This window comes from Cellulosimicrobium sp. SL-1 (assembly GCF_011033075.1).
Classification (GTDB): Bacteria; Actinomycetota; Actinomycetes; order Actinomycetales; family Cellulomonadaceae; genus Cellulosimicrobium; species Cellulosimicrobium funkei.
This window is the reverse complement of sequence record NZ_JAACJC010000003.1, coordinates 68,146-91,614: the sequence shown is the minus strand read 5'-3', so window position 1 is coordinate 91,614 and position 23,469 is coordinate 68,146. Positions and strand designations below refer to the sequence as shown.

24 protein-coding genes are annotated in these 23,469 nt (G+C 75.6%); 12 read left to right on the top strand and 12 right to left on the bottom strand.

The window, feature by feature from the left end; genetic code table 11:
• The first annotated feature begins 314 nt into the window (after positions 1-314).
• The 7 genes from GWJ10_RS05105 to GWJ10_RS05075 all read left to right on the top strand — a co-directional run bounded on the left by GWJ10_RS05105 (position 315) and on the right by GWJ10_RS05075 (position 7,242).
• Entirely contained in the window at positions 315-1,433 is a 1,119-nt protein-coding gene (locus GWJ10_RS05105; protein WP_163185782.1) for an ABC transporter substrate-binding protein, read from the top strand.
• Complete coding sequence (locus tag GWJ10_RS05100; RefSeq protein WP_163185779.1) at positions 1,430-2,293, top strand: ABC transporter permease; 864 nt, start codon at positions 1,430-1,432, stop codon at positions 2,291-2,293. Before GWJ10_RS05105 ends, GWJ10_RS05100 begins: the two co-directional genes overlap by 4 nt.
• Positions 2,269-3,087 carry an ABC transporter ATP-binding protein gene (locus GWJ10_RS05095; RefSeq protein WP_163185776.1) on the top strand — a complete coding sequence of 273 codons (819 nt, stop codon included), beginning with the start codon at positions 2,269-2,271 and terminating at the stop codon, positions 3,085-3,087. The genes GWJ10_RS05100 and GWJ10_RS05095 overlap by 25 nt, the downstream gene beginning before the upstream one ends.
• Complete coding sequence (locus tag GWJ10_RS05090; RefSeq protein ID WP_163185773.1) at positions 3,084-4,493, top strand: LLM class flavin-dependent oxidoreductase; 1,410 nt, start codon at positions 3,084-3,086, stop codon at positions 4,491-4,493. The genes GWJ10_RS05095 and GWJ10_RS05090 overlap by 4 nt, the downstream gene beginning before the upstream one ends.
• Positions 4,490-5,566 carry an LLM class flavin-dependent oxidoreductase gene (locus GWJ10_RS05085; RefSeq protein WP_163185770.1) on the top strand — a complete coding sequence of 359 codons (1,077 nt, stop codon included), beginning with the start codon at positions 4,490-4,492 and terminating at the stop codon, positions 5,564-5,566. Before GWJ10_RS05090 ends, GWJ10_RS05085 begins: the two co-directional genes overlap by 4 nt.
• A 104-nt stretch (positions 5,567-5,670) precedes the next feature.
• Positions 5,671-6,543, top strand: coding sequence for a methyltransferase (locus GWJ10_RS05080; protein WP_163185767.1), 873 nt, complete (start codon positions 5,671-5,673; stop codon positions 6,541-6,543).
• 156 nt (positions 6,544-6,699) lie between these two features.
• The gene (locus GWJ10_RS05075; RefSeq protein WP_163185764.1) at positions 6,700-7,242 is read left to right on the top strand and encodes a hypothetical protein; all 543 of its coding nucleotides are present in this window, start codon (positions 6,700-6,702) and stop codon (positions 7,240-7,242) included.
• 3 nt (positions 7,243-7,245) lie between these two features.
• Here the strand turns inward: GWJ10_RS05075 and GWJ10_RS05070 are convergent, their stop codons facing one another.
• A complete protein-coding gene (locus tag GWJ10_RS05070) occupies positions 7,246-7,962 on the bottom strand; it encodes an ATP-binding protein (protein ID WP_346773823.1) in 717 nt (238 codons plus the stop codon).
• Between the two features lie 72 nt (positions 7,963-8,034).
• Here GWJ10_RS05070 and GWJ10_RS05065 point away from each other — a divergent pair, with 72 nt between their 5' ends.
• The gene (locus GWJ10_RS05065; protein WP_163185761.1) at positions 8,035-8,724 is read left to right on the top strand and encodes an NUDIX domain-containing protein; all 690 of its coding nucleotides are present in this window, start codon (positions 8,035-8,037) and stop codon (positions 8,722-8,724) included.
• A gap of 64 nt (positions 8,725-8,788) precedes the next feature.
• Here GWJ10_RS05065 and GWJ10_RS05060 read toward each other — a convergent pair whose 3' ends face one another.
• From GWJ10_RS05060 to GWJ10_RS05050, 3 genes are all read right to left on the bottom strand, one after another.
• Complete coding sequence (locus GWJ10_RS05060) at positions 8,789-9,454, bottom strand: LUD domain-containing protein (protein WP_076403382.1); 666 nt, start codon at positions 9,452-9,454, stop codon at positions 8,789-8,791.
• The gene (locus tag GWJ10_RS05055) at positions 9,451-10,935 is read right to left on the bottom strand and encodes a LutB/LldF family L-lactate oxidation iron-sulfur protein (RefSeq protein ID WP_241005691.1); all 1,485 of its coding nucleotides are present in this window, start codon (positions 10,933-10,935) and stop codon (positions 9,451-9,453) included. Before GWJ10_RS05055 ends, GWJ10_RS05060 begins: the two co-directional genes overlap by 4 nt.
• Before the next feature lie 122 nt (positions 10,936-11,057).
• Positions 11,058-11,852, bottom strand: coding sequence for a (Fe-S)-binding protein (locus GWJ10_RS05050; protein ID WP_163185758.1), 795 nt, complete (start codon positions 11,850-11,852; stop codon positions 11,058-11,060).
• A 174-nt stretch (positions 11,853-12,026) separates the two neighbouring features.
• Between GWJ10_RS05050 and GWJ10_RS05045 the strand changes: the two genes are divergently transcribed.
• Positions 12,027-12,770, top strand: coding sequence for a GntR family transcriptional regulator (locus GWJ10_RS05045; RefSeq protein WP_061266622.1), 744 nt, complete (start codon positions 12,027-12,029; stop codon positions 12,768-12,770).
• Positions 12,771-12,812: 42 nt separating this feature from the next.
• On the opposite strand, the gene GWJ10_RS05040 is transcribed toward GWJ10_RS05045, so the two are convergent.
• The 4 genes from GWJ10_RS05040 to GWJ10_RS05025 all read right to left on the bottom strand — a co-directional run bounded on the left by GWJ10_RS05040 (position 12,813) and on the right by GWJ10_RS05025 (position 15,233).
• Positions 12,813-14,144 carry a DUF6596 domain-containing protein gene (locus GWJ10_RS05040; RefSeq protein ID WP_163186307.1) on the bottom strand — a complete coding sequence of 444 codons (1,332 nt, stop codon included), beginning with the start codon at positions 14,142-14,144 and terminating at the stop codon, positions 12,813-12,815.
• A gap of 1 nt (position 14,145) precedes the next feature.
• Positions 14,146-14,502: a YciI family protein gene (locus GWJ10_RS05035; RefSeq protein ID WP_061266624.1), complete on the bottom strand. Its 357-nt coding sequence runs from the start codon at positions 14,500-14,502 to the stop codon at positions 14,146-14,148.
• A complete protein-coding gene (locus GWJ10_RS05030) occupies positions 14,502-14,672 on the bottom strand; it encodes a hypothetical protein (protein WP_157464288.1) in 171 nt (56 codons plus the stop codon). The genes GWJ10_RS05035 and GWJ10_RS05030 overlap by 1 nt, the downstream gene beginning before the upstream one ends.
• Positions 14,673-14,816: 144 nt before the next feature.
• A complete protein-coding gene (locus GWJ10_RS05025; RefSeq protein WP_061266625.1) occupies positions 14,817-15,233 on the bottom strand; it encodes a TIGR03618 family F420-dependent PPOX class oxidoreductase in 417 nt (138 codons plus the stop codon).
• Between the two features lie 124 nt (positions 15,234-15,357).
• Between GWJ10_RS05025 and GWJ10_RS05020 the strand changes: the two genes are divergently transcribed.
• A complete protein-coding gene (locus GWJ10_RS05020; RefSeq protein ID WP_163185755.1) occupies positions 15,358-16,383 on the top strand; it encodes a beta-ketoacyl-ACP synthase III in 1,026 nt (341 codons plus the stop codon).
• A 23-nt stretch (positions 16,384-16,406) separates the two neighbouring features.
• Here the strand turns inward: GWJ10_RS05020 and GWJ10_RS05015 are convergent, their stop codons facing one another.
• Positions 16,407-16,943, bottom strand: a complete 537-nt coding sequence (locus GWJ10_RS05015; RefSeq protein ID WP_163185753.1) for a DUF488 domain-containing protein — start codon at positions 16,941-16,943, stop codon at positions 16,407-16,409.
• 107 nt (positions 16,944-17,050) lie between these two features.
• Here GWJ10_RS05015 and mgrA point away from each other — a divergent pair, with 107 nt between their 5' ends.
• Positions 17,051-18,100, top strand: a complete 1,050-nt coding sequence (gene mgrA / locus GWJ10_RS05010) for an L-glyceraldehyde 3-phosphate reductase (RefSeq protein WP_137279660.1) — start codon at positions 17,051-17,053, stop codon at positions 18,098-18,100.
• An 84-nt stretch (positions 18,101-18,184) separates the two neighbouring features.
• On the opposite strand, the gene GWJ10_RS05005 is transcribed toward mgrA, so the two are convergent.
• From GWJ10_RS05005 to GWJ10_RS04995, 3 genes are all read right to left on the bottom strand, one after another.
• Positions 18,185-19,522: an RNA polymerase sigma factor gene (locus GWJ10_RS05005; protein ID WP_163185750.1), complete on the bottom strand. Its 1,338-nt coding sequence runs from the start codon at positions 19,520-19,522 to the stop codon at positions 18,185-18,187.
• Between the two features lie 33 nt (positions 19,523-19,555).
• On the bottom strand, positions 19,556-19,993 hold the full coding sequence (locus GWJ10_RS05000) for a YciI family protein (protein ID WP_061266628.1): 438 nt from the start codon (positions 19,991-19,993) through the stop codon (positions 19,556-19,558).
• 117 nt (positions 19,994-20,110) lie between these two features.
• Positions 20,111-20,908, bottom strand: a complete 798-nt coding sequence (locus GWJ10_RS04995) for an ATP-binding cassette domain-containing protein (protein ID WP_034656282.1) — start codon at positions 20,906-20,908, stop codon at positions 20,111-20,113.
• A gap of 249 nt (positions 20,909-21,157) precedes the next feature.
• On the opposite strand from GWJ10_RS04995, the gene GWJ10_RS04990 reads away from it, so the two are divergent.
• Positions 21,158-23,443, top strand: a complete 2,286-nt coding sequence (locus tag GWJ10_RS04990) for a SpoIIE family protein phosphatase (RefSeq protein ID WP_241005673.1) — start codon at positions 21,158-21,160, stop codon at positions 23,441-23,443.
• The last annotated feature ends 26 nt before the right edge of the window (positions 23,444-23,469 follow it).

Below are 23,469 nucleotides of genomic sequence, written 5' to 3'. Positions count from 1 at the left end.
TGGGACGGGGGGCGACGGCCCTTTGCGGGGTCTGCGCACGCTGGCACAGTCGCCCGCATGCCGACGACACCGGGGGGCCTCGTCGCCCTCCCCGCCACCGACGCCGGGCACGTGCCCGGACTCGCGTGTCGTCGCGCCCTGCGTGCGCGCCTGCGCCGTCGGGCCGCGTGTCGTCCGACCCCGTGCCGCTGAGCACCCCGACGCACTGACCGACGGCCGCCCCGGGCCGCCGTCGGGCCGTCCCACCACCCTCCCGCGCACGGCACCCGCGCGCCCTCGTGCGTCCCCGTGCGCTCTCCCTGAGAGGACCCGTCATGCCTGCTTCCCCGCTCCGTCCGTCCGCACCGCCCGGCCGCCGGAGGGCGACGGCCGTCGCGCTCGGTCTCGTCGCGCTCCTCGCCGCCGGTGCGTGCAGCACCGCCGAGGCGTCCGGGGGCGGTGACCCGGCCGACGGCGGCACCCTCGCGCCCGACGCCGAGCTGCCCACCGAGGTGCCGGAGGGCACCGTCCTGCGGGTCGGCGACCCGACGACGCAGAAGGCGTTCGAGCTCGCGGGCGACGACCTGGACAGCGACTTCTCGTTCGAGATCGAGTGGGCCAACATCTCGGGCGGCCCGGCGACGACGGAGGCGTTCCGGGCCGGCTCGCTCGACGTCGGCGCCGTCGCGGAGATCCCGCCGATCCACGCGACGTGGACGGGCCTGGACGTGCAGGTGTACGCGTCCGTCTACCGGGAGAACTGGGAGGACGCGCCGGTCTACGAGTTCGCGGGGGCGCCGGGGGTCGAGCTCGACTCCCTCGAGGACTTCCGCGGTCACCGCATCGCGTTCAGCCCGGGCCAGGCGCAGGGCGCGATCGTCCTCAAGGCGCTGCAGGAGGCCGGGCTCACGCAGGACGACGTCGAGCTCGTCGAGCTCCCGAGCACGGGCGACGTCTACTCGACGGCCCTCGCGGCGGGCGAGGTCGACGTCGCGCCGCTCGGCGGCACGCAGCTCTTCCGGTACCTCGCGACGTACGAGGCCGACGGCGCGACGTCGGTCCAGCACCACCTGCGCGACGACGCGTCGCACCTCTACGGCCCGACCGAGGTCGTGCGCGACCCGGCCAGGGTGGCGGCGCTGCGGGAGTACGTCGCCGCGTGGGCGGCCGCGAAGATCTGGGTCGCGGAGCACCCCGAGGAGTGGAAGCAGGGCTACTACATCGAGGACCAGGGGCTGAGCGAGGAGGACGCGCAGTATCTCGTCGACCACGCGCCGGTCCCGGACGTCCCGTCCGACCTCACGGAGGGCATCGAGCGCACGCAGGCGACGGTCGACCTGCTCGCGGCGGAGCTCGACGAGCAGCCGCTCGACGCGGCGGACCTGTTCGACGTGCGCTTCGGCCCGGTCGCGGGCGAGGCGGCCGCCGCCGCGCGGGACGGGGGCGCGCAGTGAGCGCCGCGGTCGTCGAGCGGGTCGACGTCGCGGTCCCGCGGGACGACGCCGCGCCGTCGACCCCGGCGGACGTGCGACCGCGCGGCACGCGCCTCGGGCTCGGCCGGCCGGTCCCGCTCGCGGCGCTCGTCGGGGTCACGCTCCTCGCGGTCGTCTGGTCGGTGGGGTCCGCGACGGGGCTCGTCGACCCGCGCGTGCTGTCCGCGCCGTGGACGGTCGTCTCGACGGGCGCGGAGCTCGTCGCGAACGGCAAGCTCGGGGCGCACCTCGGCGTCTCCCTGACGCGCGCCGCGCTCGGGCTCGCGGCCGGCATCGTCGCGGGCGTCGTGCTCGCGCTGGCCGCTGGGCTGAGCCGGGTCGGCGACGCCGTGCTCGACGGCCCGATCCAGGTCAAGCGCGCCATCCCCAACCTCGCGCTCCTGCCGCTGCTCATCCTGTGGTTCGGCATCGGCGAGGAGATGAAGGTCATCACCATCGCGCTCGGCGTCTTCATCCCCATCTACCTGCACACGCACAACGGCCTGCGCGCGATCGACAGCCGCTACGTCGAGCTCGCCGAGACGGTGCAGCTCTCGCGGTGGCAGTTCGTGCGCCGCGTCATCCTGCCGGGCGCGCTGCCCGGTTTCTTCCTCGGCCTGCGGTTCGCGGTCACGGGGTCGATGCTCGCGCTCGTCGTCGTCGAGCAGGTCAACGCGACGGCCGGGATCGGCTACATGATGGAGCTCGCCCGAACGTATGGGCAGACGGAGATCATCCTCGTCGGCCTCGTGGTCTACGGCGTGCTGGGCTACACCGCGGACCTCGCCGTCCGCCTCCTGCAGAGGAGGGTGCTCTCGTGGCGGCGCACGCTGGAGGACTGACCGCGCAGGAGGCCCGCCCGACGACGCCCGGCGCGGCCGTGCGGGTCCGCTCGCTCGTCCGGTCGTACGGGGAGCAGCGCATCCTCGACCACCTCGACCTCACCGTGGACGACGGCGAGTTCGTCGCGATCCTGGGCCGGTCCGGCTCGGGCAAGAGCACGCTCCTGCGCGCGCTCGCCGCGCTCGACCACGGGGTCGCGGGCTCGGGCGAGGTCGTCGTGCCGGACCAGGTGTCCGTCGTCTTCCAGGACTCGCGGCTCCTCCCGTGGGCGCGCGTGCTGGACAACGTGGTGCTCGGTCTCGACGCCGGGGCGCGCGGGCGGAGCGCCGCGCGGGACGCCGGCCGCGCGAGCCTCGCGGAGGTCGGCCTGGCCGGGCGCGAGCGCGCGTGGCCGAACGAGCTCTCGGGCGGCGAGCAGCAGCGCGTGTCGCTCGCCCGTTCGCTCGTGCGCTCGCCGCGGCTCCTGCTCGCCGACGAGCCGTTCGGCGCGCTCGACGCCCTGACGCGCATCCGGATGCACGCCCTGCTGCGCGACCTGTGCGCGCGGCACCGCCCCGCGGTCCTGCTCGTCACGCACGACGTGGACGAGGCGATCGTGCTCGCGGACCGCGTCGTCGTGCTCGACGAGGGGCGGATCGCGGCCGAGCGCCGCGTCGACCGGAGCTACGGCCCCACCGAGGCCCGCGACCCCGCCGACCCCCGCTTCGCCCGGCTCCGCACCGAGCTGCTCGACGCGCTCGGCGTCGTCCGCGACGCCCCGACCACCCCTGACCGGAAGGACACCGCCGCATGACCCGCCACGCCTCCTCGGGCCACCGCCCCGGCCGCCTGCACCTCAACGCGTTCCTCATGAGCACGGGCCACCACGAGGCGTCGTGGCGCCTGCCCGAGAGCGACCCGTCGTGGACCTCGACGAACATCGCGCACCTGCAGCGACTCGCGCAGGTCGCGGAGGCGGGGAAGCTCGACTCGATCTTCTTCGCGGACGGCCCCGGGCTGCGGTCCGACGTCGGGCGCCGCCCGGCGGGCTCGCTCGACCCGCTCATCGTCCTGACGGCGATCGCGACCGTGACCGAGCACATCGGCCTCATCGCGACGGCGTCGACGACGTACAACTCGCCCTACAACCTCGCGCGGCGCTTCGCGTCGATCGACCACGTCTCGGGCGGCCGCGCCGGGTGGAACGTCGTCACGACGGCCGGGCCGGAGATCGCGCGGAACTTCGGCCTCGACGACCAGCCGGCGCACGCCGTGCGGTACGAGCGCGCGGCCGAGTTCCTCGACGTCGCGTTCCGGCTCTGGGACTCGTGGGAGGACGACGCCGTGCTCGCCGACAAGGCCGCGGGCGTCTGGGCGGACCCGGCCAAGATCCACGGGCCCGCGCACGTCGGCACCCACTTCTCCGTGCACGGCGCGCTCACGACGCCGCGCTCGCCGCAGGCGCGCCCGCTCATCGTGCAGGCCGGGTCGTCCGAGGACGGCAAGGACCTCGCCGCGCGCTACGCCGAGGCCGTGTTCACCGCGCACCAGACGCTCGCCGACGCCCAGGCGTTCTACACCGACCTCAAGGCCCGGGCGGCCGCCGTCGGGCGGGACCCGGGCACGGTGAAGATCCTGCCCGGCATCGTCCCCGTCATCGGGTCCACGGAGGCGGCGGCGCTCGCGCGGGAGCGCGAGCTCGACGAGCTCATCGTCCCCGAGTACGCGCGCGCCCAGCTCGCGAAGACGCTGCGCCTCGCGCCCGAGGACCTGCCGCTCGACCGCGAGCTGCCCGACGGCCTGCCCACCGAGGACGAGATCGAGGGGGCCAAGAGCCGGTACACGCTGATCGTCGAGCTCGCGCGCCGCGAGCGGCTCACGGTGCGCCAGCTCATCGGGCGCCTCGGCGGCGGGCGGGGCCACCGCACGTTCGCCGGCACGCCCGAGCAGGTCGCCGACGCGCTCCAGGACTGGTACGACGCCGAGGCCGCCGACGGGTTCAACATCATGCCTGCGGTGCTGCCGTCGGGGCTCGAGCAGTTCGTCGAGCACGTGCTGCCCGTGCTGCGCGAGCGCGGCCTGTTCCGCACCGAGTACGAGGGCCGGACGCTGCGCGAGCACTACGGGCTCGAACGGCCCGCCAACCGCTACCCGGACGCGGCCCCCGCCGGGACGTCGTCCGACGGCGGGGCGCGAGTCGTCGAGGGGGCCTTCGCATGAGCGCGGAGCACCTCTGGTACATCCCGAACCAGGTGCGGCCGGGGCACCGCGGCGACGACACCACCGAGGACCACAACAGCCTCGACACCCTGACGAGGCACGCGCAAGCCCTGGAACGCCACGGCTTCGCGGGCGCGCTGCTCGGGACGAGCTGGGGGCGTCCCGACACGTTCACGGTCGCGACGGCGCTCGCCGCCCGCACCACGACGTTCGAGCCGCTCGTCGCCATCCGGCCCGGATTCTGGCGGCCCGCGCACTTCGCGTCCGCCGCCGCGACCCTCGACCACCTCAGCGGCGGCCGGCTGCGCGTCAACGTCGTGTCCGGCACCGACGGGCAGGAGGCGTACGGCGACGGCGAGGCCGACCCGGCGCACCGCTACGCCCGCACGCGCGAGTTCCTGCAGATCGTCCGCAGGCTGTGGACGCAGGAGGAGGTCACGTACGCGGGCGAGCACTTCTCGGTGACGCGCTCGTCGCTGGGGCCGCGGCCCGTCGTCCGCGGCGACCGCGCCCACCCGCGGATCTACTTCGGCGGCGCCTCGGAGGCGGCGGAGCGCGTCGCGGCGACCGAGGCCGACGTACAGCTCTTCTGGGGCGAGCCGCTCGACGGGATCGCGGAGCGCATCGACCGGCTGAGGCGGCTGAGCGCCGGGCTCGGCCGTGAGCACGCACCGCTCGAGTTCGGGCTGCGCGTCACGACGTTCGTGCGGGACACGACCGAGGAGGCGTGGGCCGACGCCGAGGCGAAGGTCGCGCAGCTCGCGGCCCGGTCGCCGGAGCGCGAGGCGTGGTCGGCCCGCGACCGGGGGCGGAGCACCGCCGTCGGGCAGCAGCGCCTGCTCGACCTGGCCGAGCGGGGCGAGGTGCTCGACGACAACCTGTGGACCGCCCCGGGCCGGTTCGGCGGCGGGGGAGCGGGCACGACGTGGCTCGTCGGCTCGGCGGGCGACGTCGCGAAGTCGCTGCGGCGCTACCAGGACCTCGGCGTCACGCACTTCGTCCTGTCCGACACCCCGTACCTGCGCGAGATCGAGCGCCAGGGCACCCGGCTCCTCCCGCTCCTGCGCGACTGACGGTCAGCGTCGCCGGGATCGGTCGCCGGGATCGGTCGCCGGGATCGGTCGCCGGGATCGGTCGGCGGTCCCCGGGCGGCGATACCCGGAGTACCGTCCGGAGCGTGGACCAGAGCCGGCTCGACGACCTCACCGCCCGCCTGCGTGCCGCCGGGTGCGTCTTCGCGGAGGACGAGGCCGCGCTCCTCGCCGAGCGGGCCGACGACGCCGCGCACCTCGAGGCGCTCGTCGCGCGCCGGGTCTCGGGCGAGCCGCTCGAGCACGTCCTCGGGTACGTCGACTTCCACGGGCTGCGGGTCGCCGTCGACCCCGGGGTGTTCGTGCCGCGCCAGCGCACCACGCTGCTCGTCGACGAGGCGGTCGCGCTCGCGCGGCGGGCCGGGCGACCGGCCAGGCTGCCCGACGGCGGCCCGGGGAGCGGCCCCAGCGGTCGTCCGGAGGGTGGCCCGGACGGCCGGACGGTCGTCGTCGACCTGTGCTGCGGCGCCGGGGCGCTAGGGCTCGCGACCGCGGTGAGCCTCGGCGGCGACGAGACCGTCGCGCTGCACGCGAGCGACGTGGACCCGGCCGCCGTCGCGTGCGCGGCGCGCAACGTCGCGGCCGTCGGTGGGACCGCGTACGAGGGCGACCTCTTCGACCCTCTGCCCGCCGGTCTGCGCGGGCGGGTCGACCTCCTCCTCGCCAACGTGCCGTACGTGCCGTCGGGCGAGATCCCGCTGCTGCCGCGCGAGGCGCGCGACCACGAGGCGCACGTCGCCCTCGACGGCGGCGGCGACGGGCTGGACGTGCTGCGCCGCGTCGCGGCCGAGGCGCCCGCCTGGCTCGCCCCCGGCGGGCACCTGCTCACCGAGTCCGGCGAGCGTCAGGCAGCGGGCGCCGTCGCGGTGCTCGGCCGCGCCGGGCTGGTCGCGCGCGTCGTCCGGGACGACGACATCGGCGCGACGATCGTCGTCGGGACGCTCCCCGCCGAGACGTGAGAAGTGGCCCCCGCGACGCGCGGGTCAGGGGCCACTTCTCACGTCTCGGCAGGCTCGTCGAGGGGGGACGTGCGCCGTGGTGCAAGGCGCGGGCCGTCCGTGACACAGAGTGGACGAGGGCCCGACGGGCGGGCGGGCCCGCGAGAGGGGACGTCGGTGAGCACCGCACGAGCGCGACGGCGCGCGCACGGCCTGGCCGGTGCGCTGCTCGTCGCCGTGCTCCCGGCGTGCAGCGGTCCGGGAGGTCTGGTCACCGCGTGCCCGGCGGTCGGGTACTCGGCTCGCCTGGAGGTCCGGCTCGACGACTCCTGGCCGGACCGCGACGCGTACGGCGTCACGGTGGCCTGCGTCGGCGCCGACCCCTGCGCGCTCGTGCGCGACGGTACGCTCCGGCCCGGCCCGGAGCCGGCCCCCACGACGATCCCGGTCGATCCGGTCGACCCGGTCCCGCCCCAGGCCGTCGAGATTTCGCCCGAGCCGAGCGGAGAGGCGCAGGACGCGCCGTCCGTCGGCGAGTGGACCGGGTCCGCGCTGAACGGTCCGGTCGGCACGGTCGTCGTCCGTGTCGTCGAGGTCGCCTCGGGCGACGTCGTCGTCGAGCGCGAGATCGACCCGACGTGGGAGAGCGCGGACGGTGCCGACTCGGAGTGCGGCGGACCGTCGGTCGCGACGATCGAGGTCGCCGCCCCGCCGGGGTGACGCCTACGCCGAGGCGGGCCGCAGCAGTGCGCGGATCTCCTTCTCGGCCTGCGCGGGCGTGAGCGCGCGGCAGCCGAGCGACTCCCAGTGCCGCACGAGCGCGGGCTCGGCGCGCAGCAGCGCCCAGCCGCGCCGGAACAGGGTGAGCGGCGGCTTGCGCATCTCGGCGAGGTCGCGCAGGAGGCGGAACCAGAACGTCACGAGGCGCGGTCGGTAGAGGCAGATCGCGTCGGCCAGCACGTCCTGCGCGCGACAGGCCGCGACGATCTCCGCCGCGAAGATGCCCTCCGCCAGGACGACGCGCGAGCCCGTGACGTCGACTTGGGTCGTGCCGGTGCGGCGCGACGTCGGGATGTCGTAGACCGGCACGTCGGCGTGGCCCGTGCGCGCGAGGTCGACGAGCGCCGCGACCGCGCCCTCGGCGTCCCACGAGCGGGGGTCGTCCCAGTCCACGATGCCGAACCGCTGCGGCAGGTCGGGGTGGTCGTGGTCGAGGTAGAAGTCGTCGAGCGCGACGACCGGGAGCCCGAGCCGGCGGGTGAGCGACGTCTTGCCCGAGCCCGAGGCGCCGGTGAGCAGCACGATCCGCGTCGGGACCTCGCGCGACCCGGGCGGGAGGTCGAACAGCGCCGGGTCCCCGGCGGGTCCGGTCGGCACCGGGCCGGTCCGGGTGGCGGCGTCGGTGGGGCCGCCGTCGACATCGTGCTGAGGGTCGCTCACGGGACACCATTGTCGCAGCGTCCGGCGCGAGCCCCGAGGCGGGGCGTCGGGTGCGGCGCGTAGCCTTCCCCGGTGACCCCTCCGGACCCCGCCGCCCTGCTCGCCCGCGACGCCCTCGACCGCCTCGACCGCTGGGAGCCCGTGGATCCCCGTCAGGAGGCGCTCGCGGCGGAGTACCGCGCGTTCGTCCGCGGCGACGCCGGCCCGCGCGCCGAGGCGGTGCGGCGCGACGGCGGTCCGCAGCACCTCACGGCGAGCTGCTTCGTGCTCAGTCCCGGTCTCGACCGCGTGCTGTTGTGCTTCCACCGCAAGGGCCGGTTCTGGGTCCAGGTGGGCGGCCACACCGAGCCGGAGGACACGACGCTCGCCGGTGCGGCCTACCGCGAGGCGCGCGAGGAGAGCGGCATCGAGGACCTCGTCCCGTTCGACCCGGACCCCGAGCCGGGCGTCCCGCTCGACGCGGACCCCGAGCCGGGTGCGGAGTCCGTGGTCGGGGCCGGTGCCGCGCCGTCCGCCCCGGTGGACGTGCACCGGCACGACCTGGCCGCGGCGTTCGGCACCTGCCGGACGCACTGGGACGTCGGGTTCGTCGCGTTCGCGGACCCGGACGCGCGCACGGTCGTCAGCGACGAGAGCGAGGACGTCGCGTGGTTCCCGGTGGACGCGCTGCCGCCCGGCACGCCCGACGACTTCCCCGTCCGCCTGGCGACGGTCCTCGCGGAGGTGCGGCACCGCCGTCGGGCAGGACTCCCCGCGAGGTAGAGCCCCGGTCGCGCGAGGTAGAGCCCTGGTCACGACCAGGGCTCTACCTCGGCGGACCGGGCCTCTACCTCGGTGGGGCGAGGACGACGTGGAGGGTGCGAGGGCCGTGCACGCCCTCGACGCGGGAGAGCTCGATGTCGCTCGTCGCGCTCGGGCCGCTGATCCAGGTCTGCGGGCGCCCGGGGTGCGCGGCGAGCAGGCGCACGGCCTCGGGCACGGTCTGCACCACCTGGTCCGTGCGCACGACGCACACGTGCAGGTCGGGGACGAGCGTGATCGCCCGGCGGCCCTGGTCGGGCTCGCCGTCGAGCACGATCGTCCCGGTGTCGCCTACCGCGACGCGCGCCGCCGTGACGACGGCGTCCGTGCGGTCGAGCTCGTCGGGCGTGCGCGGGTCGTCGCGCGCGTCCCGCACGACGGCGGTCCCGGCGCCCAGGCCCGCGAGCCATGCCTCGTCGAGACCGGCTGGCACGACGACGGACGTCGCGTCGGCGAGCAGGTCGCCGACGACCGTGGCCACGTCCGCCGACGTCTCGGCGCGGTGCACGTGCGCCCGGTAGTCGACGAGCCGGTCGACGAGCACGTCCACGACCTCGGGCGAGCCCGGGGCGAGCTCGCCGTGCTCGCGATAGGCGCGCGGCACGCTGCCCGACGCCGCGGGGCCGCCCGCCGCCGTCGACCCGCCGAGCGCGGTGCGCACGCGGGCGAGGACGTCGTCGCGCGCGCTCACCGGTCCTCACCTCCCTCGGTGCGGGGCTCGTCGGCCGGGCGGTCGCGCCACCAGTCGCGGAAGGTCTGCTTCGCGGGCGCCGGGAGGTCGCGCGAGCGGGTCCACGCGGACGCGGGCGGCGGGAGGGTCGAGATCCGTCCCTTCGGACCGGCGACCAGGCGCCCGACCCCCGCCGCCTTCTCCGCGAGCTCGAACCGGCGCGCGTCGGACATGACGAACGAGGCCGCCTTCATCGCGGCGCCCCACCCGGTGGGGCGGCCGCGGTCGGCGTCGACCTCGCGCGCCCGGAGCTCGACGAGGATCGACGGGATGTCGATCTTCACGGGGCACACCTCGTAGCACGCGCCGCACAGCGTCGAGGCGTAGGGGAGCGACGCGTTGGGGTCGTGGTGGCCGGAGAGGCCGCCGGCGGACTTCGTGAGCTGCGGCGTGAGGATCGCGCCGATCGGGCCGGGGTACACCGACCCGTACGCGTGGCCGCCCACCCGCTCGTACACCGGGCACACGTTGAGGCACGCGGAGCAGCGGATGCAGTGCAGCGCGGCCCGCCCGACCTCGTCGGCGAGGACGTCGGTCCGCCCGTTGTCGAGCAGCACGAGGTGGAACTCCTGCGGGCCGTCGCCGGGCGTGACGCCCGTCCACAGGGACGTGTAGGGGTTCATGCGCTCGCCCGTGGACGACCGCGGCAGGAGCTGGAGGAACACCTCCAGGTCGGTGTACGTGGGCACGACCTTCTCGATCCCCATGACCGTGATGAGGGTCTCGGGGAGCGTGAGGCACATGCGGCCGTTGCCCTCGGACTCGACGACGGTCAGCGTCCCCGTGTCCGCGACGCCGAAGTTCGCGCCGCTGATCGCGACCTTCGCCGAGAGGAACTTGCGGCGCAGGTGGGCGCGCGCGGCCATCGCGAGCTCGCGCGGGACGTCCGACAGGTCCGGCGGGGCGTCGCCCATGCGGGCGAGGAAGATCTCGCGGATCTCCGCCCGGTTGCGGTGGATCGCGGGCACGAGGATGTGCGACGGCATGTCGTCGGCGAGCTGCACGATGAGCTCCGCGAGGTCCGTCTCGTACGCCGCGATCCCCTCGGCGGCGAGCGCCTCGTTGAGCCCGGTCTCCTGCGTCGCCATGGACTTCACCTTGACGACCTCGTCGACCCCCTTCGCCTTCACGAGGTCCGCGACGATCCGGTTGGCCTCGTCCGCGTCGCGCGCCCAGTGCACGACGCCGCCCCGCGCCACGACGTTGCGCTCCAGCTCCTCGAGGAGCTCGGGCAGGCGCGCCATGACGTCGGTCTTGATCGCGGAGCCCGCGTCGCGCAGCGCCTCCCAGTCCGGCACCTCGCCGACGACGGCGGCGCGCTTGGCGCGGATGGTCGACGTCGCGTGCGCGAGGTTGCGCCGCAGCTGCGTGTTCTGGAGCGCCTCGCGCGCCGCGTCGGGGAACGACCCGCCCCAGCGCAGCGGGGCGTCCGGGTGCGGCACGTCGCCGAACGCGTCCGACGCCGCCCCCGCACCTGCCGAGGTGCCGTGCCCGCCCGGGTGGGCGACGTCGTCGGGCAGGGTGCGCGCGCCGCGCCGGACGGGCAGGCCGAGGAACGTACGGCTCACCGGGCACCCCCGCGCGTCGACGGGCCGACCCCGGCGGGGGCGGGCGTGTCCTTCGTGGACGCGAGGATCTCGGCGAGGTGCAGCGTGCGGACGCCCGCGCGGATGCGCGACAGGCCGCCGCCGATGTGCATGAGGCACGACGCGTCGCCCGCGGTGAGGACCTCGGCGCCCGTCGACTTCACGTGCGTCATCTTGTCGGCGAGCATCGCCGTCGACGTCTCGGCGTTCTTCAGCGCGAACGTGCCGCCGAACCCGCAGCACGCCTCCGCCGCGGGCAGCTCGACGAGGTCGATGCCCTCGACCGCGCGCAGGAGGCGCAGCGGCTTGTCGCCGACGTGGAGCATGCGCAGCGAGTGGCACGTCGGGTGGTAGGTGACCCGGTGGGGGAAGTAGGCGCCGACGTCGGTCACGCCGAGCACGTCGACGAGCAGCTCGGACAGCTCGTACGTCTTCGCGGCGACCGCGTCGGCGGTGCGCGCGAGGTCGTCGAGTCCGGCGCGCCGGCAGACCATGCCCTGCTGGTGGCGCACGGACCCGGTGCACGACCCGGACGGGACGACGATCGCGTCCCACTCGCCGTCGAGCACGGGGGAGAACGCCTCGACGTGGTTGCGCACCACGGGGACCGCCTCGTCGAGATACCCCGTGTTGACGTGCATCTGGCCGCAGCAGGCCTGGCGCTCGGGGAAGAACACCTCGTGGCCGAGGCGCTCGAGGAGGAGGGCGGTGGCGCGCGGTGCCTGGGGGAACATCGCGTCGCCGATGCAGGTCGCGGTGAGGGCTATGCGCATCAGGGCTCCGGGGGAGGCGAGTCGGGTCCAGTCTCGCCGGGCCGCGTCGGTGCCGCCTGCCGAGACCGCCGCGGTGAGGCGCCGCGGCTGTGGTCTGACCACAGGCCGTCCACTGTAGACCACGAGGGCGGCGTGGTCTGACCACAGCGTGCCGGGGTCGCCTACCCTGAGCGGGTGCGCACCCACGAACGCGTCCTCGCCCGCATCGAGGCGGACCTCGCCGCGGGCCGCTGGGCGCTCGGTGAGCGCCTCCCCGCCGAGCGCGCGCTCGCGGAGGAGCTCGGCGTCTCGCGGCCCTCGGTGCGTGAGGCGCTCCGCGTGCTCGAGGCCATGGGCATCGTGCGCACCGCCGTAGGCTCCGGGCCCGACGCCGGCGCCACCGTCGTCGACCGGCCCGCCGCCGGGCTGGGGGCGGCCGTGCGCCTGCACGTCGCGTCCGGGACGCTCGCGGTGCGTGACGTCGTCGAGACGCGCGTGCTGCTCGAGACCTGGGCCGTCCGCGCGGCGGCCGAGTGGGTCGTCGCCGGACGGGACGCCGGTGAGCGGAGGGTCGAGCCGGGAACCGGCACGCCGGAGGTCGCCGGGGTGCTCGCCGCGGCGCGCGCGCTGCTCGACCGCATGGACGACCCGGCGCTCGCGGCCGAGGAGTTCCGTGAGCTGGACGCGTCGTTCCACGTGCTGCTCGTCCGGCTCGCAGGCAACCCGCTCGTCGAGGCCGTCATGACCGGGCTGCGCGGCGCGATCGAGTCGTACGTCGCGGCGGGCAGCGCGGGGCTGCCGTCCTGGGAGCGGACCGCGGTGCGCCTGCGCGCCGAGCACCGCGCCGTCCTGGGAGCGGTGGTCGACGGTGACGGCGAGCGCGCGGCGCGCGAGGTCCGCGCCCACATCGAGGGCTTCTACGCCGAGACGGGCCTCTGAGCGGACCGTCGCGCGCGCGTCCCGCGACGGGTCTCGCGGCGGCTAGGCCGGTCTCGCGCGGGGCAGGTCGGCCAGGCGGCGCTCCAGGAGGCGGCGGTCGCCCTCGCGGTCCACGAGCGTGAGGGCGCGGCGCAGGTCGACGGCAGCGTCCGCGGGGCGCCCGGCCCGCACGAGCAGCTCGGCGCGGACGGCGGGCAGCAGGTGGTAGCCCGCGAGCGCCTGCTCGTCCGCGACGGCGTCGACAGCGGCCAGCCCCGCGTCCGCGCCGTGCACCTCCGCGACCGCGACCGCGCGGTTGAGCGCGACGACGGGCGAGCCGGTGAGGTCGAGCAGCACGTCGTAGAGACCGAGGATCTGCGGCCAGTCGGTCGCGGCCGCGTCGGTCGCCTCGTCGTGGAGCGCCGCGACGGCGGCCTGCACCTGGTACGGCCCGGGCCGCCCGACGGCGAGCGCCGCGTCGAGCGCGGCCAGCCCCTCGGCGATCTCGTCGTGCCGCCAGCGTGCGCGGTCCTGCTCGGCGAGGGTCCGCGTGACGCCGTCGGGGCCCACGCGCTCGTCGCGGCGCGCGTGCTGGAGCAGCAGCAGGGCGAGCAGCCCGCGGGCCTCGGGCTCGTCGTCGAGCAGGCGAGCGGTGAGCCGCGCGAGCCGGACGGCGACGTCGGCGAGCGCGCGCCGCTCGGCCGAGCCCTCGACGGCGTCGGCGGGCTCCGCCCAGGCGTCGTACCCCTCGGTGAACAGGACGTACAGCACCGCGAGGACGCCCTCGACGCGCTCGGCCCGCAGCGCGGCCGGCGGCACGCGGAAGGTCATGCCGGTCGCGCGGATGCGACGCTTGGCCCGGACCAGGCGCTGCGCCATCGTCGCCTCGGGGACGAGGAAGGCGCGCGCGACCTGGGCGGTCGTCATGCCGGTCAGCGACCGGAGGGTGAGCGCGACCCGCGCCTCGGCGGGCAGCGCCGGGTGGCAGCACGTGAAGAGCAGGCGCACGAGGTCGCCGTCCGGGTCGTCGGCGTCCCAGGCGTCGTCGTCGAGGCCGCGCGCGACCTGGTCGAGCACCGGGTCCGCGGCTCGGCCCCCGCCCCGGGGACCCGGGTCGACGCGCTCGCCCAGGCGGCCCGCGGCCGCGACCCGCTCCGCCTCGACCCGACGACGGCGCAGGACGTCGATCGCGTGGCGGCGCGCGGTCGTCGTCAGCCACGCGCCGGGACGCTCGGGCACGCCGTCGCGGCCCCACGTCCGCAGCGCCGCGGCGAACGCCTCCTGCGCGGACTCCTCGGCCAGGTCGAGGTCGCCCGTGCTGCGCGCGACGGCGCCGAGGACGCGTCCCCACTCGGTGCGGAACGCGTCCTCGACGGGGTCCGTCGCGGCCGGCAGGTCAGGACCCGTCGAGGTCCAGCGGCCACGCGGGGTGCAGCTCGATCGCGCCGCCGTACGCCATGGGGTGCTCGGACGCGATGGCGATCGCGGTGTCCAGGTCGGGTGCCTCGAGGACGTCGAAGCCCGCGATCGACTCCTTCGTCTCGGAGAACGGCCCGTCCGTGACCAGCACCTTGCCGCCCCGGACCCGCACGCCCACGGCGTCCTCCGGGGGGCGCAGCCGGTCGCCGACCACCGCGGCGCCGCTGCCGTAGTGCCGCCCCACCCACTCCTCGATCGGGGCCGCGGCCTCGGCCTCCTCGGGGCGCAGCCCCGGGTCGTCCGGGGTGCCGAGCACGAGCATGAGGTAGCGCATCAGAGGTCCTCCGCCCTCGTCGCCGCGGGCCGGCGGAGCGCCGTCGGCCCGGAGAGCGCCCCGTCGGCGACGGACGTCCCGTCCCCGACGCTGCGTCCGTCACGGTACCGCGCACGGTCCGGCGGGTGCTCGCGGTCCGCCGCGAGGATCGTCTCCAGGAACGTCGTCATCGTGCCTCCTCCTCCCGCACGGCCCGGGCGGCCGTACGGGAGGACGACGAAGCCCGGTCGCCGAGATCGACACCTTTCTCGCGACCGTCCCTCGCGGGGCGTCGCAGTGCGGCCTCGGGGACGGACGGCGGGCGGCCGACGGCGCTACGCGTCGTCGCCGGCCTTCGCCTCGCCCCAGCCGTACCAGCGCTCGACCTCGACCCAGGCGCTGACGCGCGGGTCGGTGCGGTTCGCGTACTCGTGGCCGGTGTAGTGGCGCGAGATGCGGTCGATGTCGGCCAGGCCCTCGTCGGCGCGCAGCTCGACGACGCGACCGATGAGCGTCACGTGCGTGTACCAGTTCTCGTCGAGCACGGTGAGCGAGACCCGGGGGTCGTTGCGCAGGTGCTTGAGCCGCACGCGGGACTCGTCGAGGTTGACGAGCACGCGGCCGTCGTCCTCCCAGACGTACCAGGTCGCGGCGGTGACGGGCGCGCCGTCGGAGCGCACCGTCGCCATGACGGCGGCGTTCGGGCGGCGGAGCATCTCGACAAGACGGGAGGGCAGCGGCGGACGGGACACGACGGCTCCTTCGGTGGCACGACGGCGGACCTCCCGACGGTACGTCACGGGTGTGGCGCACGACCTCCCGGAGCCCCGCCCGGAGCGTTCTGACGACGAGCGGCCGCGTGACATGATCGTCCTCATGCTCACTCCCGCCACCGGCGCGGCCGGGTCGCGCATCGTCGGCCTCGGTCACTTCCAGCCCGAGAAGACGCTGACGAACGACGACATCGCGCAGCTCGTCGAGACCAACGACGAGTGGATCCGCTCGCGGACGGGCATCGTCACGCGGCACGTCGCGGACGACGACACGACCGTCGCCGACATGGCGACCGCGGCGGCACGCCACGCGCTCGACGACGCGGGCGTCGACCCGGCCGAGGTCGACCTCGTCGTCGTCGCCACGGCGACCGCGACGGACCGCTCGCCCAACACGGCGGGCCGCGTCGCATACCACCTGCGCACCGGCGTCATGCCCGGGCAGTCGACGCCCGAGGAGGCGTCCGAGCTCGACCTGCGGGGCGTCGTCGGGCCGGCGGTGCTCGACGTGAACGTCGCGTGCTCCGGCTTCGCCCACTCCGTCGGCCTCGCCGACCAGGCGATCCGCGGCGGCTCGGCGCGCACGGCCGTCGTGATCGGCGCGGAGAAGCTCACAGCGTTCACCGACTGGACCGACCGCAGCACGTGCATCCTCACCGCCGACGGCGCGGGCGCGGCGGTGCTGCGCGCGACGGACGAGCCCGGCGTCGGCCCGGTGACCTGGGGCTCCGAGCCCGACCTCACCCCGGCCGTGCTCATCGAGGCGCCGCAGGAGAAGTTCGCCCAGGACGGCCGCGCCGTCTTCAAGTGGGCCATCACGCGCGCCGCCGAGCGCGCGCGCACGGTCGTGGAGCGCTCCGGCGTCTCGCTCGACGACATCGAGGTGCTCGTCGCGCACCAGGCCAACCTGCGCATCATCGAGCCGCTCGCGAAGGCGCTCGGGATGGAGTCGAAGGTCGTGGTGACGGACATCGTCGAGTCCGGCAACACGTCCGCGGCGTCCATCCCGCTCGGGCTCTCCAAGTGGTGGCACGCGGGCAAGATTCCCGCGGGCGTCCCGGCCCTGCTCTTCGGCTTCGGCGGCGGGTTCGCGTGGGCGGGCCAGGTCGTGGAGACCCCGACCCGCTGACGCGGGACGACGAGCCCGCTGCGTCAGCCCGCCGTGTGGTCCGGCTCCGGCGGGTACCAGACGCGCGTGCCCTCGACGCGGGCGAAGGACGTCAGGGTGTGGGGCCGTGGCGCGGCGTCGGAGACGATGTCGCGCACCTCGACGCCGCGGACGACGAGCGCGTCCCCGACGAGCGACCGGTGGCAGCGCCACGGGACGGCCTCCGCGCACATCAGCACGAGGTCGCCGTGGGCGCTGCGCCGCACGAGGTCGTCGACCGCGGCGCCGAACTCCGGCGTCTGCATGTGGTCCGCGTACCCGCGGAACGACAGGTTGCGCCACGCGCCGTTCGGGCTGTCGGGACGGGCGTGCCGCAGGCCGCCGAGCGCGCGCACCCAGCGGTACGTGATCCCGTGGGACCGCAGGACGGGCGCGAGCGCGTCCTGGCCGAACTGGGGGTTGTGCCGCGACCGCGGGACGGTCCGGACGTCGACCAGGCGGCGGATGCCGTTCGCCCGGAGGAGCGCGAGGAGCTCCTCGACCGGACGCGTGGAGTGCCCCACCGTGTACACGACGCTCACCCGGCCACTCTAGGAAGGCGCTCCGTCGCCGGCACGGGGACCGGGCCCGGGCGGCGCGGTCGTGGACCGGGGTGGGCGCCGCGGCCGGCGCGCGCCAGAATGGGCCCATGCCTCTCGCCCCGCGCTACCTCGCCGCCGACGACCGCTACGACACCATGACCTACCGGCGGACGGGGCGCAGCGGCCTCGACCTGCCCGCGATCTCGCTCGGTCTGTGGCACAACTTCGGTGACGTGAACCCGTTCGAGACGCAGCGCGCGGTGCTGCGCCGCGCGTTCGACCTCGGGATCACGCACTTCGACCTGGCGAACAACTACGGCCCGCCGTACGGCTCGGCGGAGGAGAACTTCGGCCGGCACCTCGCGCAGGACCTCGGCGCGTACCGTGACGAGCTCGTCATCTCGTCGAAGGCCGGCTACGACATGTGGCCGGGCCCCTACGGCGACGGCGGCTCGCGCAAGTACCTGCTCTCCTCGCTCGACCAGTCGCTCCGCCGGATGGGCCTCGACTACGTCGACGTCTTCTACCACCACCGTCCGGACCCGAGCACGCCGCTCGAGGAGTCCATGCGCGCGCTGCACGACGCGGTCCAGCAGGGCAAGGCGCTGTACGTGGGCGTCTCCAACTACTCGCCGGCGCGCACGCGCGAGGCCGCGGCGATCCTCGCCGACCTCGGCACCCCGCTGCTCATCCACCAGCCGAGCTACTCGATGCTCAACCGCCACGTCGAGGACCCGGCGCACGAGGACGCGTACGACGGCGTGCAGACCGAGTCGCTGCTCGACGTCGTGGGCGACCTCGGCGTCGGCACCATCGTGTTCTCGCCGCTGCAGCAGGGTCTGCTCACGGACCGGTACCTCTCCGGGTCGGCGCCCGAGGGGTCGCGCGCGGCCCGCCCGGACTCGCCGTTCCTGTCGGAGAAGAACCTCGACGAGACGTACCTGGAGCGCGCCCGGGCGCTCAACGAGATCGCGGGTGCCCGCGGCCAGACCCTCGCGCAGCTCGCCCTCTCCTGGGTGCTGCGCGACGACCGCGTCACCTCCGCCCTCGTCGGGGCGAGCAGCGTCCGCCAGCTCGAGAACAACGTCGCGGCCCTCTCGGCACCCCCGCTCACCCCGGAGGAGACGGCCACCATCGAGTCCGTCCTCGCGAGGTAGAGCCCTGGTCGCGCGAGGTAGAGCCCTGGTCGCGCGAGGTAGAGCCCTGGTCGCTACCAGGGCTCTACCTCGCAGGTGGTCGGGTCAGGCGGGGTGCGCGTCCGCGGACGACGACGCGGCGGCGGCGCGCTCGAGCAGGAGCCGGCGCTCGTGGCGGGTCGGGGCGAGGGCCGCGGCGCGCTCGAGCACGTCGGCCGCCTCGGCGTGCCGACCCAGACGGGTGAGCAGGTCGCCGCGCACGGCCCCGTAGAGGTGGTGGCGCGCGAGCCGCGGGTCGTCCGCAACGCCGTCGAGCACCAAGAGCGCGGCCGCGGGGCCGTCCGCGAACCCGACGGCCACGGCGCGGTTGAGCTCGACGACCGGCGAGGGCGCGACGGACGCCAGCGCGTCGTAGAGCGCGACGATCGCGTCCCAGTCGGTCTCCGCCCAGGTCCGGGCACGCGCGTGGCACGCCGCGATCGCGGCCTGGAGCGAGTAGGGGCCGAGCGCCCTGCCAGTCTGCGTGCCGAGCGCGAGCGCGCGGTCGAGGGCGGCGAGCCCGTGGCGCACGAGGAGCCGGTCCCAGCGCGAGCGGTCCTGGTGCTCGAGGAGCACCGGCTCGCCGTCCGTCCCGGTGCGCGCGGCGAACCGGGACGCCTGGAGCTCCATGAGCGCGACGAGCCCGTGCACCTCGGGCTCGGCCGGGAGAAGCCCGGCGAGCACACGCCCGAGGCGCATCGCGTCGTCGGCGAGCTCGCGCCGCACCCACGTGTCGCCCGACGTCGCGGCGTAGCCCTCGGTGAAGACGAGATACACGACGTCCAGCGCGGCCGGAACGCGCGCGGCGAGCTCGTCGGCCTGGGGAACCGCGAACGGGACGTTCGCCTCGGCGAGAGTCCGCTTCGCCCGGGAGATGCGCTGCCCGACGGTCGCGGACGGCACGAGGAAGGCGCGCGCGATCTCGTCGGTGCTGAGGCCTCCGACGAGGCGCAGCGTGAGCGCCACGCGGGACTCGCGCGGCAGCACGGGGTGGCACGCGACGAGGACGAGCGCGAGCAGGTCGTCGCCCACCGGGTCCTCGACGACCGCGTCGGGAGCCGGGACGGACCCGACGAGGACGGCGCGGCCGTCGGCGGGGTGCGCCGTCGGGCCTCCCCTCCCGCCGGGCACGGCGAGCTCCGCCGCGAGCCGCGCGTACTTCTCGTCGCGCGTGCGCTCGCGGCGGACCAGGTCGACGGCCCGACGGCGCGCGACGGTCGTGAGCCACGCGCCGGGGTTGTCCGGCACACCCCGCGCGGGCCACTGCTCGAGCGCCGCGACGAACGCCTCCTGCGCGACCTCCTCGGCGAGGCCGACGTCGCGCAGCGTGCGGGCGAGACCGGCCACGAGCCGCGGCGACTCGATGCGCCACACGGCCTCGACGGTGCGGGAGACGTCGGTCATGCCCGGGCCCGGCCTCGTCGTGCGCGTCCGGCGTCAGGCGCCGTGCTGCGCGCGGATCTGCTCGGCGAGGCGCTCGTCCTTCTCGCGCTGCTCGGGCGTGTACTCGGCGCCGAAGTCCTCGGCCTCGAAGATCGGGCGGATCTCGAGCACCTCCTCGAGGCCCGCGCTCGGGTCGCTCGGGCACTTCCGCGCCCACTCGACCGCCTCCTCGAGCGAGGAGACCTGCCAGATCCAGTACCCGGCGACGATCTCCTTGGACTCGGTGAACGGCCCGTCGACGACCGAGGTCTCGCCGCCGCGGAACACGACCCGCGCGCCCCGGGACGTCGGCTGCAGGCCCTGCCCGTCGAGCATGATGCCGGCCTGGACGAGCTGCTCGTTGTACTCGCCCATCTGCGCGAGCATCTCCTGCGTCGGGGCGATCTTGTCCTCATCGGCCCCGCTGCCCTGGATCATGACCACGACTCGCATGACGTTCCTCCTCGGTGAGTGCCTCCTCGACCGTAGTGTCGTGGAGACGGGTTCACCAGGACGTCGGACGGCGCACCCCGGTTTTCGACACGGCCCGCCGACGAGTTCTCCCGGACGTCAGCGGAAGCGCTGGACGGCGAGCGGGGCGGCCTCGGCGAGTCCGCGGACGGCCGGGTGGTCGGCGCCCGGGGCGGTGCCCGCGAACACGTCGCGCAGCGACCCCGACGCGACGAACGTCCCGTCGGCGAGCACGTGCACGGTGGGGCACATCCGCTCGACGAGCTCGAGGTCGTGCGAGACCAGCAGCACGGCGGTGCCGAGGGCGGTCGTCGCGTCGGCGAGGCGGCGCACGACGTCGCCGCGCATCGCGGGGTCGACGGCGGTGAGCGGCTCGTCGAGGAGGAGCGCCCGGGGGCGCGTCGCGAGCGCGACGGCGAGCGCGACCCGCTGCTTCTCGCCGCCCGAGAGCGACTGCACGGTGCGCGGCGCGTAGCGAGGCTCGAGCGCGACGTCGCCGAGCAGGTCCTCGACGGAGCGTCCGCTCGGGCGGCCGGCGCGCCGCGCGTCCTTGAGCGCCGCGGACAGCGTGCGGTCCACCGTCCAGCGGGGGTCGATGCCGATGCCGGCGAGGCCGTCCTGGGAGACGCGGCGCACGTCCGCCGTGAACTGCTTCTTGTCCCGGCGGGAGAGCTTGCCGACCGTCCGCTCGGCGTAGGTGACGTGGCCCGCCGTGGGGCGCACGAGGCCGACGAGCGCGCGCACGATCGTCGACTTCCCGGCGCCCGACTCCCCGACGATCCCGACAGGCGCGGTGCCGGGCGTCACGTCGAGGTCGATGCCGTGCACGACGTCGGGACCTCCGTAACCGGCCGCGAGGCCGCTGGCGCGCAGGAGGGGGGTCGTCGTCGTGCTCATGGGTCACCTTCTGGTCGTCGGGGTCCGGGCGGGCGGTCCGGGCTCCCGCTCGTCCGACGAACGACGCTACCGCGGAGTTCCGTGGCGTCGCTCACGGGGCTCGCCCGCCGACGTCCCGGGAGGTCGGCGCACGAACGGGTGGCGGGGCGCGGTAGCCTGAGGCACGCGTCTCCGGATCCTCGAGCCAAGGTGGTCCGCCGACCGTAGTACGGCAACCGTCCGCGGGACGTGATGCCCGGACGGAGGATCGTGACCAGGACGGTCGACGAGCCGGAGCTCCTCGCGCCCGGCGAGGCGGTGGACCTCGACAACTGTGCCCGCGAACCCATCCACGTCCCCGGCATGATCCAGCCGCGCGGGGTCCTGCTGGTGGTCCGCGAGGCGGACGGCGTGCTGCTCCAGGCGTCGGCGAACGTGGAACGGCACCTCGGCGTCCCCGCGGAGGAGCTCGCGGGCGGGCGGCTCGCCGACGTGCTCGGCGAGGAGCCCGCGCGCGATCTGCTCGCGCACGCGGCGAACGGGACCGACCTCGCGTCGCGCAACCCCGTGCCCCTGCACCTCGACCGCTGGGACGGCAGGCCGCTCGACGTCGACGCCGTGCTCCACCGGCCCCCGCTGCCCGAGGAGGGCCCGGGCTCCGAGCCGGTGCTCGTCGTGGAGATCGAGACCGCGTCGGGCGCCCGCCCGCTGACGTTCCCCAACACGTACCTCGCCGTCCGGCAGGCGCTGCGCGACCTCGAGCGCGCCGCGACGCTCGACGAGCTGTACGACGACGCGGCCCGCCACGTGCGCGAGCTCACGGGCTTCGACCGCGTGATGATCTACCGCTTCGACGCGGCCTACAACGGGGAGGTCGTGGCCGAGGCGCGCCGGGACGACCTCAACGCGTTCCTCGGGCTGCACTACCCGGCGTCGGACATCCCGCCGCAGGCGCGCGCGCTGTACGAGAAGAACTGGATCCGGCTCATCGCGGACGTGGACTACGCGCCCCAGCCGATCGTCCCGACGCTGCTCCCCACGACGGGCGCGCCGCTCGACCTCACGTACTCGACGCTGCGCAGCGTCTCGCCGATCCACCTCGAGTACCTGCGCAACATGGGCGTGCGGGCGTCGATGTCGATCTCGCTCCTGCGCGACGGCCGGCTGTGGGGGCTCGTCGCGTGCCACCACTACTCCGGCCCGCACGAGCCGCCCTTCGAGGTCCGCACCGCGGCGGAGTTCCTCGGGTCCGCGCTCTCCGTCCGGCTCGTCTCCCAGGCGGAGGACGAGCGCGAGACCGAGGTGCGGCGCGCCGAGGGCGTCCTCGCGCACCTGGCCGCGGACAGCCGCGACGAGAGCGTCCCCATCGGCATCGCCCTGACGCGCTCGGGGTGGCTGCGCCGCCTCGTGCGGGCCGACGGCGCGGTCGTCGTCGCGGAGGGCGGCCTCATCGCGGTCGGCAACGTGCCCGACGAGGACGGGTGCCGCGCGCTCGTCGCGTGGGTCCTCGGGCACGGCGAGGACCTGGTCATGTCCGACGCCCTGCACCGGGACGCGCCGGACGTCGCGGCGCTCGTGCCCGACGTCGCGGGCGTCCTCGGGATCGTGCTGCCCGAGGGCCAGGTCGTGCTGTGGGTGCGCGACGAGGTCCTGCGGCACGTGGACTGGGGCGGCGACCCGTACAACAAGGAGATCGCGCGCGGCGAGGACGACTCGGTGCGGCTCAGCCCGCGCAAGTCGTTCGAGCGGTGGCGCGAGGTCGTGCGCGGGCACAGCGTGCCCTGGACGTCGGACCAGACGGACGTCGCGACGTCGCTGCGCGGCCACCTCGTCGAGGCCCTCTACCTGCGCGGCCGCAAGGCGGTACGGGCGACGGAGGAGCTCCAGCGGAGCCTCCTGCCCGCGCTCCTGCCCGACGTCCCGGGGTGGACGCTGCAGTCGCGCTACGAGTCGGCCGGCACGGGTCTCGTCGGCGGCGACTGGTACGACGCGCTCGTGCTGCCGTCCGGGCGCCTCGCGCTCGTCGTGGGCGACGTGACGGGCCACGGGCTCCAGGCCGCGGCGACGATGGGCCAGCTCGGGACGACGCTGCGGGCCGCGCTCGTGAGCACGGGCTCCGCGGTCGAGGCGGTGAGGCTGCTGGGGGAGGTCGCGCGCTGGACGCTCCCCGGCGAGGTCGCGACGATCGCCGTCGCGGTGCTGGACCCGGTGACCGGCGTCGTCGAGCACGTGTCCCTGGGGCACCCGCCGCTGCTCGTCGTCGCGCCCGACGGGACCACGAGCTGGACGGAGAGCGCGATCGTGCCGCCGCTCGGCCTCGTGGACCGCGTGCCGCCCGCGCAGCACGTCCAGGTGCCGCCCGGCGGCGCGCTCGTGCTGTACAGCGACGGGCTCGTGGAGCGGCGCGAGGAGTCGATCCTCGACGGCCTGCGTCGGCTCGCGGCGTTCTTCGCGGCGGAGCCGGGGACGGTCGACGTCGACGGCGTCGTGGCCGCCGCGCGCGACCCGCGCTCCGCGGACGACGCGACCCTGCTCCTGGTGCGGCGCGACGCCTGAGGCGCGCCGGGACGCGAGCGTGCGGG

Coding starts and splice junctions, on each gene's coding strand:
- GWJ10_RS05020 (WP_163185755.1), top strand. CDS start 15,358: ATGCTCACTCCCGCCACCGGCGCGGCCGGGTCGCGCATCGTCGGCCTC.
- GWJ10_RS05105 (WP_163185782.1), top strand. CDS start 315: ATGCCTGCTTCCCCGCTCCGTCCGTCCGCACCGCCCGGCCGCCGGAGG.
- GWJ10_RS05005 (WP_163185750.1), bottom strand. CDS start 19,522: ATGACCGACGTCTCCCGCACCGTCGAGGCCGTGTGGCGCATCGAGTCG.
- GWJ10_RS04995 (WP_034656282.1), bottom strand. CDS start 20,908: ATGAGCACGACGACGACCCCCCTCCTGCGCGCCAGCGGCCTCGCGGCC.
- GWJ10_RS05050 (WP_163185758.1), bottom strand. CDS start 11,852: ATGCGCATAGCCCTCACCGCGACCTGCATCGGCGACGCGATGTTCCCC.
- GWJ10_RS05085 (WP_163185770.1), top strand. CDS start 4,490: ATGAGCGCGGAGCACCTCTGGTACATCCCGAACCAGGTGCGGCCGGGG.
- mgrA (WP_137279660.1), top strand. CDS start 17,051: ATGCCTCTCGCCCCGCGCTACCTCGCCGCCGACGACCGCTACGACACC.
- GWJ10_RS05090 (WP_163185773.1), top strand. CDS start 3,084: ATGACCCGCCACGCCTCCTCGGGCCACCGCCCCGGCCGCCTGCACCTC.
- GWJ10_RS05000 (WP_061266628.1), bottom strand. CDS start 19,993: ATGCGAGTCGTGGTCATGATCCAGGGCAGCGGGGCCGATGAGGACAAG.
- GWJ10_RS05035 (WP_061266624.1), bottom strand. CDS start 14,502: ATGCGCTACCTCATGCTCGTGCTCGGCACCCCGGACGACCCGGGGCTG.
- GWJ10_RS05030 (WP_157464288.1), bottom strand. CDS start 14,672: ATGACGACGTTCCTGGAGACGATCCTCGCGGCGGACCGCGAGCACCCG.